Origin of the sequence: uncultured Agitococcus sp. (assembly GCF_937920075.1) — a bacterium.
GTDB lineage: Bacteria > Pseudomonadota > Gammaproteobacteria > Pseudomonadales > Moraxellaceae > Agitococcus.
Genome location: NZ_CALETI010000353.1, coordinates 1 through 14,441 on the forward strand (window position 1 = coordinate 1; position 14,441 = coordinate 14,441).

Genomic DNA, 14,441 nt, shown 5'->3' on the forward strand with positions numbered 1-14,441 from the left:
CGCGTGAGTTCCAACAGCGTAACGAAACCGCCGAAATCTATATCCCACCAGGTCCGCGTTTGGGCAATAAGCGATCGAAGTCGAAGGCATCAGCAAATCATTCGGCGACCGTTTGCTGTATGAAAACCTGAGCTTTAGCGTCCCACCGACCGCGATTGTGGGGATTGTGGGGGCAAACGGCGCGGGTAAAACCACCTTATTCAACATGATTACCGGCAAAGACAAACCCACCACAGGCGAGGTGATTGTCGGTGAAAGTGCGAGCATTGCCTACATTGGCCAAATTCGTGACACTCTAGATAACAGCAAAACCGTTTGGGAAGAAGTGTCTGGTGGTTTAGATATTCTTAAAGTGGGCGATTTTGAAATGCCCTCTCGCGCCTACATTGGCCGTTTTAACTTTAAAGGTTCTGACCAACAAAAACGCGTGGGCGAGCTATCAGGTGGTGAGCGCAACCGTTTGCAATTAGCCAAAATTTTGCAACAAGGTGCAAACGTTATTTTACTCGACGAACCGTCTAACGATTTGGATATTGAAACCTTACGTGCCTTGGAAGATGCGATTCTCACCTTCCCCGGTGTGGTGATGGTGGTATCCCATGATCGCTGGTTCTTAGACCGTATTGCCACTCATATCTTAGCCTTTGAAGGTGATGAAGTAGAATGGTACGAAGGCAACTACACCGACTTTGAGGCTTACCGCCGTAAGAAGTTAGGGAATAATGCTGCACCTACCCGTTTGAAATATAAAAAGATTGGTGGTTAAAATTCCCCTTCGACTCCGCTCAGGGCGCGTTATGTTGGCTGAGCGGCGTCGAAGCCGAGATGTGTAGCCTGTATGCAGCGTAGCGAAATATGGGCAAAGTTGGATTAAATCTCCATTTTCTCCCGTGTTAACACACGGGCTACCGCAAAGAGGAACGCAAAATGTCTAATCTCATCCAGTTAATTAATCATCCTAATCATATTATCGAAGTGCGCCTCAATCGCCCCGACAAACGTAATGCCATGAGTTTTGCGTTGTTACGTGAGTTATTAAAAGTCGGTGAACAATTACATGAGCAACGCCAAATTCGTGCAGTGATTTTAACGGGTGAAGGTTCTTCTTTTAGTGCAGGCATTGATTTAAACGATTTACAAAGCCCTAAAAATGCCGTGACTGCCATGTGGGAACTTTCCAAGCCAGGCCCGAATTTATTTCAAAGAGTATTTTTAGTGTGGCGTGATTTGCCTGTGCCTGTCATTGCCGCCATTCATGGTCATTGTTTTGGTGCAGGTATGCAATTAGCTTTAGGGGCAGACTTTAGAATTGCCACGCCTGACTCTCAATTAGCAATTATGGAAGCGCGTTGGGGTTTAGTGCCTGATATGGCCATTACCGCCACCCTACGCGGTTTAATTGGTTTAGATATGGCCAAAGAATTAACCATGACTGCGCGGATTATTAGCGGTACACAAGCCAAAAGTGTTGGCTTAGTCAGTCATGTTGCTGATGAACCAATTAATAAAGCTTTAGAATTAGCTGCCGAAATCGCTACACGTTCGCCTGATGCAGTGTTAGCCGCCAAACGTGTACTTAACGCGATGGCCTCCCAACCAGAATCCGATACACTTGCTTTAGAAAAACGTTGGCAACGCCGTTTACTATTAGGTAAAAACTTTAAAATTGCTGGTAAACGTGCCAAAACGCCAGAACTTGATTATGTACAGCGTGAATTTGATTAAGCACGCTGACACTTAGCCAAAATCGCTTGCCATTGTGCTTCACTCACAGGCATTAATGACAAGCGATTGCCTTGACGAACTAAAGCTAAATCTGCCAACTCAGGCATCGTTTTTAGCTCGGTTAAAGACAAGGTATCCTTAAATTTTTCCATAAACCCAACATCTACACCTGTCCAACGCGGTTTGTCTAAGGTTGATTTTGGATCATAATATTTATGTTCAGGATCAAACTGAGTCGGGTCATCATAGCCTTCTTTAGCAATACGCATTAAACCGACAATGCCCGCCACCTTACAATTAGAATGATAAAAAAACGCTAAATCGCCGTTTTTCATTTGCCGTAAAAAGTTACGTGCCTGATAATTACGCACACCATCCCATAATGCCACTTGTCGCTGTGCCAAATGGTCAATACCAAAGACACTGGGTTCAGACTTCATTAACCAATAAGCCATTATTTATGTCCTCATTGCCACCGTTAAGTTTATATATTCATGTGCCTTGGTGCGTGCGTAAATGCCCCTATTGTGATTTTAATTCACACACCAGCCCGCAAAGTTTACCCGAAAAAGCCTATGTCGCGGCGTTAATTGCCGATTTACAAGCCGATTTAGCATGGGTACAAGGGCGAAAAATTGGTAGTGTGTTTATTGGTGGTGGTACACCATCGTTATTTTCAGGCCAAACCTATCAAGATTTATTTACGCAATTACGCCAACATCTAGACTTTAGCAGCGATTGCGAAGTTACTCTTGAAGCAAATCCTGCCACGGTAGAGCATGATAACTTTGAAGGCTATTTAGCTGCTGGAATCAATCGCCTGTCGTTGGGAGTTCAAAGCTTTAACCCAACACATTTACAAACTTTAGGCAGAATTCACAGTCAACAAGATGCTTTTAATGCCATCCAATTGGCCAAAACAGCAGGTTTTAGCAATTTTAATTTAGATTTAATGCATGGCTTACCCCAACAAGACTTAAGCCAAGCCCTCGAAGATATAGACTATGCGCTCTGTTTTCATCCAACACATTTATCATGGTATCAACTAACCATTGAGCCAAATACGGCTTTTTATCGCCAACCACCTGCCCTGCCTGATGATGATATTTTGTGGGCAATTCAAGAAGCTGGCCAACAAAAATTGGCTCAAGCAGGTTTTCAACAATATGAAGTGTCGGCTTATAGCCAACAACGTCCGAGCAAACATAATTTAAACTATTGGCAATTTGGTGATTATTTAGCCATTGGCGCAGGCGCGCATGGCAAAGTCACAACACCTGAAGGTATTTTTAGATATCGCAAAACGCGTTTACCCAAAGACTATTTAGCCGCTGCTCCCCAACAACAAGCGCGTTTAGGCTTAGAAAAAATCGTCACTGAAGATTTATATTTTGAGTTTATGATGAATGCCTTACGTTTAAAAAATGGTGTACCTATAGACTATTTTGAGCAACGAACAGGCTTAGCATGGTCTGATTTATTGACACAAATACAACCTGCGATAAATAAACAATGGTTAACTTTAGATACTCAGCACATAAAATGCACAGATTTGGGCTTTAATTATTTAAATGACGTGTTAAGCTTATTTCTGAAATAATTTGATACATTTATAGGGCGTATGCCCAATTTTGGTGAAATGCGTCAGTCCTAATTTACAACAACGAGGCTCTCATGAAAAAATTATTAGTCACCAGTGCATTATTAGCATTTTCTTTTTCTAGTCATGCATTAGATTTAAAACAACTCGGCCAACAAGCAGTTAATCAAGGCGTACAAAACGCGGTGACTGGCGCAATTGAAGGCAAAAGTGGCAAAGAAATTTTAAAAGATACAGGTGAGCAAACCAAACAACAAACTCAACAGCAAATTCAGCAAGAAGCCGCTGAAATGGCCAAAAAAGCTCCAACTGCCGACAGTAACCCAATGGGTACGATTGCTACTGACATTGCCGCTCAAAAGGCGGCTCAAAAAGCTGGTGGTGGTGAAAAAGGCCAATTAGCCAGTGATTTAGTAAAAGGAGTCAGTGGGGCTATTCAAACCAAAATGACGACACCAGCCCCCGAAGCAGCCCCTGCTGCCACACCAACAACTGAAGCACAAAAAACACCATCCACTAATGCATCAGAAACCGCTAAAACAGCTACTAACAAACCAAAAGCGAATAAAGGCAAAAAGAAAGCTAAAGCCAAAAAATAAATCTTAAATTGATTTATTTTTAACAAAAAATCGGCATACACTCCATGATGATAAAAACTATCATGGAGTGTAAATTTTGAAAACAATCGCTAGTTTATTACTACTACTCCCCTCTTTTAGCTTTGCCAATACTGGACAGGATTTAACCAATCAACCTGTTGGTTTTATGGTATTAGCTATTTTTGTTGCTTCTTATGTTTGTGTGATTTTTGAAGAAAAAACGCATATTAAAAAATCTTTACCTGTCATGTTGGCCGCTGGCTTAATTTGGATTGTCATTGCTGCTAATTGGACAGGCGAAACCGATGCTGTTGAACAAGCCGTTAAACATTATTTATTAGAGTATGGTGAGCTATTTTTATTTTTATTAGCAGCAATGACCTATGTGAACGCTATTACTGAACGAGGCATTTTTGAAGCATTACGAGTTTGGCTAATTGGTAAAGGCTTTAATTATCGACGTTTATTTTGGTTAACAGGTTTTTGTGCTTTTTTCTTATCACCTGTTTTAGACAATTTAACCACTGCCTTAATTTTATGTGCAGTTTTAATGGCTGTTGGCAAAGATAATCCTAAGTTTATTAGTTTGGGGGCAATTAATATAGTCGTCGCTGCTAATGCAGGCGGTGCGTTTAGTCCCTTTGGTGACATCACTACGCTAATGGTTTGGCAAAAAGGTTTAGTCGAATTTTGGACATTTTTTAATTTATTTTTACCTAGTTTGGTTAATTTTGTTGTACCTGCCGCGTGTATGTCTTTTGCCATCAGTACCGATACACCGCCTGCTAGCCACGAACCATCACCTTTAAAACGTGGCGCATGGATAGTTTTAGGTTTGTTTATCTGTACCATTATTTTAGCGGTATCCTTTCATAGCTTTTTACATCTTCCTCCTTTTTTGGGGATGATGACGGGTTTGGCTTTACTCAAATTTTATGGTTATTACCTACATCAAACCCACATCAAAAAAGCCTCAGATCAAGCACATTATGGCAACGTTGGTGATGTACAAGCGTTTGATAGCTTTAAATTTGTCGCTCAAGCCGAGTGGGATACCTTGTTATTTTTCTTTGGTGTGATTATGTGTGTTGGTGGTTTAGGTTTTGTGGGTTATTTAGAGGCTGCGTCTCACCTGATGTATGGTGACTTAGGTGCATCGACTGCCAATATATTAATTGGCTTATTATCTGCTGTTGTTGATAATATTCCAATCATGGTTGCCGTTTTACAAATGAATCCCGATATGAATACAGGGCAATGGTTATTAGTGACGTTAACTGCGGGTGTGGGGGGAAGTTTATTATCGGTTGGTTCTGCGGCTGGTGTGGCAATGATGGGACAAGCCAAAGGGTACTATACGTTTTTTAGTCATCTCAAATGGACTTGGGCAGTCGCCTTGGGTTATGTGCTAAGTATTGCTTGTCATTTTGTGATTAATAAAAGCTTATTCTAAAAAAATCCCCCAAATTGGGGGATTTTTCTTTAAAACACAATTCGACGTTGGGTTTTAGCAAACTCATCTTCATCATGAGCTGTTAAAACATCTTCCATGCGTTCTAATAACTTAACAAAATCACGACCACGCACAGGCTTTGGCAACATAAATGGTGTTGGTGGATTTGATGGGGCTTGTTGTGAATAAGCAACAACAATATGACCATGTTTTGCACCGCGTAATGGCAATTTTTGAGCATGAGACTCAAAATCTACCACCACCACATCAGCATTAGACATATCTTCAGTAAATGCCCATTGATTATCGCCACGATCACCAAAAGTGGCTAATAGCGATTTAATCAAAGCTTTGTCGTGCTCTTCTGCTAAAATAGCAATTATGTAATTGGATGCCATAATCTCTATCCTCTTCCTTTTTCAGATATTGGCTTTAAATTGCTCCATTTTAGTAAACTCAACCGCTTGGCATTGGCTACAAACAAAAAGAGCAAAGGGAAATTTAGATTAATTTAAGATAAAAACTCTACTTTACTCAAGTAATATTCTTTAATTTTGCGAAAAAACAAACAAAATTACTCAAACATATAAAAAAAGGCCTCTAAGAGGCCTTTGTTTCAGTCATTAAGCGCGACCCATGCGTTTACGTTCGTTTTCAGTTAAATACTTTTTACGAATACGAATTGACTGTGGTGTGACTTCAACCAATTCATCATCTTCAATAAATTCTAAAGCACGTTCAAGAGTAAATTTAATTGGTGGTGTTAACACAATGTTTTCATCAGTGCCTGCGGCGCGAATATTGGTTAATTGTTTGCCCTTAGTTGGGTTAACCACCATATCATCACCACGGGCATTTAAACCAATGACCATGCCTTCATAGACTTCAATACCTGGATCAACAAATAAACGACCGCGTTCTTGTAGGTTAAATAAGGAATAACCTAAGACTTTACCTTGCACCATCGATACTAAAACGCCATTTTGACGTTTAGCCACGCCACCTGACTTCATGGGTGCATAGTGCGAGAAGCTAGAGGTCATAATACCTGTACCCGAAGTGAGTGTTAAAAACTCAGAACGGAAACCAATTAAACCACGTGAAGGTACGGTAGCATCAATACGAATACGGCCTTTGCCATCAACCACCATATCAGTCATTTCGCCTTTACGGAAACCCAACTGCTCCATCACTGCGCCTTGATGTTGCTCTTCAACATCAAAAATAACGTTTTCGAAAGGTTCGTGTATTTCGCCATCAACTTCTTTCATAATCACTTCGGGACGCGATACACCCAATTCGAAACCTTCACGACGCATATTTTCAATCAAAATACTTAAGTGTAATTCACCACGACCGGATACTTTAAAACGATCAGCACTGTCGGTAGCTTCAACACGTAAAGCCACGTTATGAATTAACTCACGCTCTAAACGGTCTTTAATGACACGCGAAGTAACAAATTTACCTTCTTTACCTGCAAATGGCGAGTTGTTGACTTGGAAAGTCATAGACACGGTGGGTTCGTCAACACTTAATGCGGGTAAAGCTTCAGGGTTTTGTGGATCACACAAGGTATCGGAAATATTTAAACCTTCCATACCTGTCACACAAACAATGTCACCTGCAGCAGCATCGGCTACATCAATACGTTGCAAACCATGATAACCCATGATTTGCAAAATACGGCCATTACGTTTTTTGCCGTCTTTATCTAAAATTACCACGTTGGTATTGGTTTTAACTTTACCACGCTGAATACGACCAATACCAATAACACCCACATAACTCGAATAATCTAAAGATGAGATTTGCATTTGGAATGGGCCATCAGTATCAACTTCAGGACATTTAACACGATCAACAATGGTTTGAAACAATGGCGTCATGTCAGTAGCCATTTCATCTGGAGATAAACCTGCAATACCATTTAAGGCTGAGGCATAAACCACAGGAAAGTCTAATTGCTCATCTGTTGCCCCTAAACGGTCAAACAAGTCAAAAACTTGGTCAATAACCCAGTCTGGACGCGCACCCGGACGGTCAATTTTATTAATAACCACAATAGGCTTTAAGCCTTGAGCAAAGGCTTTCATGGTCACAAAACGGGTTTGAGGCATTGGGCCATCTACGGCATCAACCAACAATAATACCGAATCAACCATGCTTAATACGCGTTCTACTTCACCACCAAAGTCGGCGTGACCCGGTGTATCAACGATGTTAATACGATAATCATTCCATTTTAAGGCGGTATTTTTAGCTAAAATGGTAATACCACGTTCTTTTTCAATGGCGTTAGAATCCATGACTCGTTCAACTTCGCCAGCGCGCTCGCCGAGAGTACCTGATTGTTGAAGTAATTTGTCAACGAGGGTGGTTTTACCGTGGTCAACGTGGGCAATAATGGCGATATTTCGCAAGTTTTGAATGGACATAGTCGTCTAAGGCCGAAAGTTACTAGAAAAGGCGCGCATTATACCGCAAGAACATGACAGACTGCTGAACATTTTTTAGTGACAAAAATAAAGGCCACCAAAGTGACCTTTATTTATTAAGAATCAGCTAATTATTTTTTAGCTTTTTTCTTTGCGCCTTTTTTAGCTTTGCCTTTGGCTGGTTTAGCTTTGGCAGGCTTTGTCATTACTGTAGTAACAGTCGATGTTTTTTCAGCAGTCAACACAGCAATCACACGACGGTTTTTAGCTTTACCTTCGGCTGTTTTGTTATCAGCTACAGGTTTGCTAGAGCCATAGCCAATTGCAGTTACACGAGCTGCTGGGATACCATAATCAGCAATCAACATATTCATCACAGCAGTAGCACGCTCTTGTGACAATACTTTGTTTTTAGCTGGGTTACCAGAGGAGTCAGTGTGACCTTCGATAGTGATAAAGGCATTACCATTCGCTTTAGCTAAATCAGCAATCTTGGCAACTTCACCTTTAAACTCTGGCTTAATAATCGCTTTACCAGAATCAAAGACGATGTTGATTTCTTCTTTGATAGCTTCTTTAATTTCTTTAGTCACTGTTTTTGCACAACCTTGAGCATCAACAATCACATTAGGTGCTGTACCTGGACACTTATCTTTAGCATCCGTTACGCCATCTTTATCTTCATCTAATGGACAACCATTAGCACCAACTTGCATACCGTTTGGTGTATTTGGACATTCATCAATGCTGTTTGGTACACGGTCACGATCAGAATCTAACGGACAACCATCTGTACCGACTTCCCAACCTGCTGGCGTGTTTGGACAGCGATCATTTGCATCAACAACACCATCACCATCTGTATCGGCAGGAACTACGTTAACTGGCTCAACAGGTGCAACATAAACAGGAGCAGTGACAACTTCACTAGCTGGTTGACTACCAAACGAGTATTGCAAACCCGTTAAAACCACATAGTCTGTTTTACTCCAATCGGAGTTATGAATGACACGAGCCTCACCACGAAGAGACAATACATCATTTAAAGAATAAAAAGCACCGCCACCTAAATTCATCACAGTGTCAGTTCTTTCTTTAGTCACACCTTTAATTGCATCTAAATCTTGTTGTCCAACACCTGCTAAAATGTAAGGAGATAAAGTACCATTACTCCAAGATTGAGGCGAAATTAAAAGATTAGCATTGAGTAATGTTGCATCAGAAGCAGAGCCATACTCTAATTCTGCCGCAACACTGGAGACTAATTTAACACCAGCTGCCAAACCTACATAAGCTCCAGCATCGCCTTGATCAGGTGAGTGATAACCCACTAATGGTGTTACAGAATATAAACCTGCATGAGCAGACATAGCCATCGGGGCTGCTAATAATACAGCGAGTGCAATCCGATTGAGTTTCATTGAGTTCCTCCTGATTTAGGAATGTCTTTTACCTAAGGTGGCGTTATTCAAACCTTTACTTAGCAAGCCAAAAGAGCATCAAAGCTCTTTTTGTCAAGCACAACATATCTATAATGCCAATAGTCTTGCAAAAAGTAACGAGTTACGCCTATTTGGTCAAGTCTTGATGTCAAACAAAACAACGTTTTTTGTATCATCTTGAAAACTATTGTACCCAATAAATGGATATTTTTATAGCAAGATGTATGACAAAGCCGCTTCTTTTGACACAATTGCTGCGGATAATAGTGATAAATGTGTCTTTAAACTAATAAAAACTGTTAAACCGCTCTAAAATACCGATGAAAGTCTATTGAGACTTGCCAAAAACGCCCTATATACAATCTGCTTTTGTAACTATTGAACAGGACTATGATTATGCCCGATATTCGTCAACGTTTTTATTTTGCTGATAGCCCTGTTCGTGGTGAAATTGTGCAATTAGAACAGAGTTTAGCCGCTATTTTTACTCGTCATCAGTATCCTACGACTGTTCAACGGTTATTAGCCGAGTTAGTCACAGCGAGTGTGCTATTAACAGCCACCTTAAAACTTGAAGGCCGTTTAAGCTTACAAGCACAAGGTAAAGGTGCATTAAAAATGATGATGGCCGAATGTAATCATCGTCATGAGGTGCGGGCAATTGCTCAAGTAGCAGAAGACGCTGATTTTGCTGATGATGCAACCTTGAAAGATTTATTAACGGATGGTTTGTTGGTGATTACGTTAGAGCCTGAACATGGCCAACGTTATCAGGGTATTGTTGCTTTGGAAGGCAATAGTATTGCTGAGTATTTAGAGAATTATTTTGCTCAATCTGAACAATTGCCCACTCGTTTATGGTTAACCGCCAATGGTGTTAAAGGGAGTGGCTTATTATTACAAGCACTGCCCCACACTACTGATGAAGATGCTGATCGTTGGCCGCGTTTATTGCAGTTAACTGAAACGGTTAAAAATGAAGAGCTGTTGGATTTATCTGCCGAAGAAATGTTGTATCGTTTGTACCATGAAGAATCGGTAACTTTGCCTGCCAGTGAAGCTGTGAGCTTTGCCTGTACTTGTTCACGCGAGGGAACAGCACAAGCGTTAATGAGTATTGGTCAAGCGGAATGTGAGGATATTTTGGCCGAACAAAACGACATTCGTTTGCATTGCCAATTTTGTCACAACGAATATGTGTTTGATGCCAGTGATATAAAAATGTTGTTTAAAGTGCAAGTGCACTGACAACAAATGATAGGTCTCGTTCCTCAACCCATCCTACTTTTAAAGCAATAAGATGGGTTGGGATGATTAACTCATATCTACTTCTTCACCCCTGCCTTAGCAAACAAATCGGCCATCGTGCCTGACTTCGCAGGGGTTGAGCTTTTGCCTTTAGTGTTGCTGGGTGCAGGACTATTAAACGAACGTTGGTTAGTCACTTTAGGTTCAGCACGCGTCGTTGTTTGTGCAGCAGCTTTGTCGTTTAAGCGGCGTGTTAACGCAATCCGTTTACGTGCCACATCCACTTCAATCACTTTCACTTTGACAATGTCGCCTGCTTTGACCACCGCATGAGGGTCTTTGACAAAACTTTCTGACAACATAGAAATATGTACTAAGCCATCTTGATGTACGCCAATATCGACAAACGCACCAAAATTCGTGACATTAGTGACCACACCTTCTAACACCATACCTACCACCAAGTCTTTAATGTCGGTGACACCTTCCATAAATTGTGGTGCAACAAAAGCAGGTCGTGGGTCACGCGCTGGTTTTTCTAATTCTTGTAAAATATCTTGAATCGTGGGTAAACCAAAACGCTCATCAATATAGTCTTGAGCTTTAATGGAGCGGACTTTTTCGCTATTGCCCATTAAATCGCTCATCGTTAAGCCCTTGTTACGCAAAATCTTTTCTACCACAGGATAGGCTTCAGGATGGACACTAGAACTATCTAAGGGATTATCTCCCCCTGAAATTCGCAAAAATCCTGCCGCTTGCTCAAAGGTTTTTGCGCCTAAGCGTGGCACTTTTTTCAGATTTTCACGATTGGCAAATGCACCATGTTCATTTCTAAAATTCACCAAGTTTTGGGCAATGGTTTTATTTAAACCTGCAATACGAGTTAATAAGGCCACTGATGCCGTATTCACATCAACACCCACCGCATTAACACAGTCTTCCACCACCGCATCCAAACCACGTGCCAATTGAGGCTGATTAACATCATGCTGATATTGACCCACGCCAATCGCTTTAGGTTCAATTTTGACTAATTCGGCTAAGGGATCTTGCAAACGACGCGCAATCGACACCGCGCCCCGATACGATACATCTAAATCAGGAAATTCCTCGGCGGCCAATGCTGATGCGGAATACACTGATGCCCCTGCTTCACTGACGACAATTTTAGTTAATTTTAATTCGCTGTGTTTTTTAATCAGTTCGGCAGCTAATTGGTCAGTCTCTCGTGATGCAGTACCGTTACCAATAGCAATTAACTCCACGTGATGTTGGGCGCATAATTTGGCTAAAACCGCTAAAGATTCATGCCATTCATTTTTCGGTTGATGCGGAAAAATAGCGGTATACGCAACTAATTTCCCTGTTTTATCAACAATGGCGACTTTTACCCCTGTGCGTAAACCCGGATCTAAACCCATGGTTGCCCGTTGACCCGCAGGTGCAGCCATTAACAAGTTTTTCAAATTTTGACCAAAGACATGGATCGCTTCGCCATCGGCTTGATTTTTTAATTCTGTGACAAAGCTACTTTCTAAATGTGGCTGCAATTTAATACGCCACGTCCAACGTACCACTTCTTGCAACCAATTATCAGCAGCGCGTTGTTGTTGACGAATATCAAATTGATTGGCAATCACGCCCTCGCAGGGATGCGGCATGGTGCTATCAAGATTAGGCAAATTCACCGTTACTGTTAAAAAGCCTTCATTACGACCACGAAACACCGCTAAAGCACGATGCGAAGGAATGGTGCTGAGTGCTTCGCTAAAATCAAAATAGTCTTTAAATTTAGCCGCTTCTTGTTCTTTGCCATCCACTAACTTGCTAATGACATAGGCTTGTTGATAAAAATAGGGGCGAATTTTAGCTAATAGCTCAGCATCTTCGGCAAAACGCTCCATTAAAATATATTTTGCCCCTTCTAATACCGCTTTAGAGTCGGCATAGCCTTCACAAATAAAGCTTTCGGCAGTAGTTTGTGGATTTAGACTGGGATTTGCCAATAATTGCTCAGCCAAAGGCAACAATCCTGCGGCAATCGCCATTTGACCTTTGGTGGTCTTTTTCGGTTTATAGGGTAAATATAAATCTTCCAAAATGGCTTTGGTTTCCGCTGCCAACAATTTTGCATTGAGTTCGGGCGTTAATTTGCCTTGTTCGTTGATGCTATTAATAATGGTTTGGCGACGATCTTCCAACTCACGCAAATATACCAAACGTTCTTCTAAAAAACGTAATTGGGTATCGTCTAAACCTTGAGTGACTTCTTTACGATAACGAGCAATAAACGGAACGGTTGCCCCACCATCTAATAATTGAATAGCAGCTTCAACTTGTTCGGCTTTAACAGCCAGCTCTTGGGCAATTTTTTGGCTAAAAAGATTCATTATTAACATATATCCATGAAGTAAACTGAGCGGCATTATAACGAGCAATGATGACTAAAACAGTGTCACTTGACTGTTTTCTTTAGGCGTACACTTCCCCTCACTCCAACCCTCTCCCCCATCGGGAGAGGGAGCGTTATAGTCAAGAAAAATAACACAAGCAGCTCAAATTTAACGCTAAAATGAATTTGTCACAGAAATGGCAATTGACTAAACCTCAAAAGACAGGCATTTATTCGCCATTCTTTTAATAATTGATAGGAAAAAACCATGAAAACAAGAGCCGCCGTGGCATGGCAAGCAGGTCAACCGTTAACCATTGAAGAAGTTGAATTACAAGGGCCCAAAGCAGGTGAAGTCTTAGTTGAAATTAAAGCCACAGGCATTTGTCATACCGATTATTACACGTTATCAGGCGCAGATCCTGAAGGTTTATTTCCTGCCATTTTAGGCCATGAAGGGGCTGGAGTGGTGGTTGAAGTGGGGGCTGGGGTGAAATCCTTACAAGTAGGTGACCACGTTATTCCTTTATATACACCTGAATGTCGCCAATGTAAGTTTTGTTTATCGCAAAAAACCAATCTTTGCCAAGCGATTCGTAGCACACAAGGTCGAGGTTTAATGCCTGATGCCACCAGCCGCTTTTCGCTCAATGGCAAACCCATTTTGCATTATATGGGCACATCCACCTTCTCTAACTATATTGTTGTTCCCGAAATTGCCCTAGCAAAAATTCGCTCCGATGCGCCATTTGATAAAGTTTGTTATATCGGTTGTGGCGTCACCACAGGCTTAGGCGCAGTGTTATTTACCGCCAAAGTCGAAGCAGGCGCAAATGTCGTGGTCTTTGGTTTGGGGGGTATTGGCCTGAATGTCATTCAGGGTGCAAAAATGGTGGGTGCAGGCAAAATTATTGGTGTCGATATTAACCCTGCGCGTCAAGAACTCGCTCGTCAGTTTGGTATGACCCATTTTATCAATCCCAATGACGTTGAAAATGTGGTGGATACCATTATTCAACTCACCGATGGGGGTGCAGATTATAGCTTTGAATGTATTGGCAATACCAAAGTAATGAGGCAAGCCCTAGAGTGCTGTCATAAAGGTTGGGGACAAAGCATCATTATTGGCGTGGCAGAAGCAGGTGCAGAAATTAGCACTCGCCCCTTTCAATTAGTAACAGGTCGGGTGTGGAAAGGCTCGGCATTTGGTGGCGCGCGTGGTCGTACCGATGTACCTAAAATTGTTGATTGGTATATGGAAGGCAAAATTAATATTGACTCCTTGATTACCCATACCTTAAAACTCGAAGACATTAACGAAGGCTTTAGACTGATGAAAGCGGGTGAATCGATTCGCTCGGTAGTGGTGTTTTAATGATGACGGCTTTTGAAACACGCAGCACACACGCCTGCTTTGGCGGTGTGCAAGGTTTTTATCAACATCAATCCAGCGTTATCGGTTTACCAATGCGTTTTGCTGTGTATCAGCCACCACAAGCACAACAAGGTAAAGTCCCTGTGTTGTTTTATTTAGCAGGTTT

Annotated in this window: 11 protein-coding genes and 1 pseudogene; 7 read left to right on the top strand and 5 right to left on the bottom strand. The window is 41.5% G+C overall.

The window, feature by feature from the left end:
* Window positions 1-766: pseudogene (locus Q0212_RS12170) on the top strand (ATP-binding cassette domain-containing protein); the annotation flags it as partial.
* Window positions 767-927: 161 nt separating this feature from the next.
* Window positions 928-1,725: a crotonase/enoyl-CoA hydratase family protein gene (locus tag Q0212_RS12175; RefSeq protein WP_297925880.1), complete on the top strand. Its 798-nt coding sequence runs from the start codon at window positions 928-930 to the stop codon at window positions 1,723-1,725.
* Here Q0212_RS12175 and Q0212_RS12180 read toward each other — a convergent pair.
* Window positions 1,722-2,180 (bottom strand): EVE domain-containing protein, encoded by a 459-nt coding sequence (locus tag Q0212_RS12180; protein WP_297925882.1) that lies wholly within the window; start codon window positions 2,178-2,180, stop codon window positions 1,722-1,724. The two genes, Q0212_RS12175 and Q0212_RS12180, sit on opposite strands and share 4 nt — an antisense overlap.
* Before the next feature lie 5 nt (window positions 2,181-2,185).
* Here Q0212_RS12180 and hemW point away from each other — a divergent pair, with 5 nt between their 5' ends.
* The 3 genes from hemW to nhaD all read left to right on the top strand — a co-directional run bounded on the left by hemW (window position 2,186) and on the right by nhaD (window position 5,377).
* On the top strand, window positions 2,186-3,325 hold the full coding sequence (hemW, locus tag Q0212_RS12185) for a radical SAM family heme chaperone HemW (RefSeq protein WP_297925884.1): 1,140 nt from the start codon (window positions 2,186-2,188) through the stop codon (window positions 3,323-3,325).
* Between the two features lie 74 nt (window positions 3,326-3,399).
* Window positions 3,400-3,924: a hypothetical protein gene (locus Q0212_RS12190; protein WP_297925886.1), complete on the top strand. Its 525-nt coding sequence runs from the start codon at window positions 3,400-3,402 to the stop codon at window positions 3,922-3,924.
* Window positions 3,925-4,000: 76 nt separating this feature from the next.
* Window positions 4,001-5,377 carry a sodium:proton antiporter NhaD gene (nhaD, locus tag Q0212_RS12195; protein ID WP_297925888.1) on the top strand — a complete coding sequence of 459 codons (1,377 nt, stop codon included), beginning with the start codon at window positions 4,001-4,003 and terminating at the stop codon, window positions 5,375-5,377.
* 29 nt (window positions 5,378-5,406) lie between these two features.
* Here nhaD and Q0212_RS12200 read toward each other — a convergent pair whose 3' ends face one another.
* The 3 genes from Q0212_RS12200 to Q0212_RS12210 form a co-directional block, all read right to left on the bottom strand.
* A complete protein-coding gene (locus tag Q0212_RS12200; protein WP_297925890.1) occupies window positions 5,407-5,775 on the bottom strand; it encodes a hypothetical protein in 369 nt (122 codons plus the stop codon).
* 225 nt (window positions 5,776-6,000) lie between these two features.
* Window positions 6,001-7,815, bottom strand: coding sequence for a translational GTPase TypA (gene typA, locus Q0212_RS12205; protein ID WP_297925892.1), 1,815 nt, complete (start codon window positions 7,813-7,815; stop codon window positions 6,001-6,003).
* A gap of 131 nt (window positions 7,816-7,946) precedes the next feature.
* Complete coding sequence (locus Q0212_RS12210; RefSeq protein WP_297925894.1) at window positions 7,947-9,236, bottom strand: OmpA family protein; 1,290 nt, start codon at window positions 9,234-9,236, stop codon at window positions 7,947-7,949.
* Window positions 9,237-9,653: 417 nt separating this feature from the next.
* Between Q0212_RS12210 and hslO the strand changes: the two genes are divergently transcribed.
* Window positions 9,654-10,505, top strand: a complete 852-nt coding sequence (gene hslO, locus Q0212_RS12215) for an Hsp33 family molecular chaperone HslO (RefSeq protein ID WP_297925896.1) — start codon at window positions 9,654-9,656, stop codon at window positions 10,503-10,505.
* 77 nt (window positions 10,506-10,582) lie between these two features.
* On the opposite strand, the gene Q0212_RS12220 is transcribed toward hslO, so the two are convergent.
* On the bottom strand, window positions 10,583-12,898 hold the full coding sequence (locus Q0212_RS12220) for a Tex family protein (RefSeq protein WP_297925898.1): 2,316 nt from the start codon (window positions 12,896-12,898) through the stop codon (window positions 10,583-10,585).
* A 270-nt stretch (window positions 12,899-13,168) separates the two neighbouring features.
* On the opposite strand from Q0212_RS12220, the gene Q0212_RS12225 reads away from it, so the two are divergent.
* A complete protein-coding gene (locus tag Q0212_RS12225; protein ID WP_297925900.1) occupies window positions 13,169-14,275 on the top strand; it encodes an S-(hydroxymethyl)glutathione dehydrogenase/class III alcohol dehydrogenase in 1,107 nt (368 codons plus the stop codon).
* The last annotated feature ends 166 nt before the right edge of the window (window positions 14,276-14,441 follow it).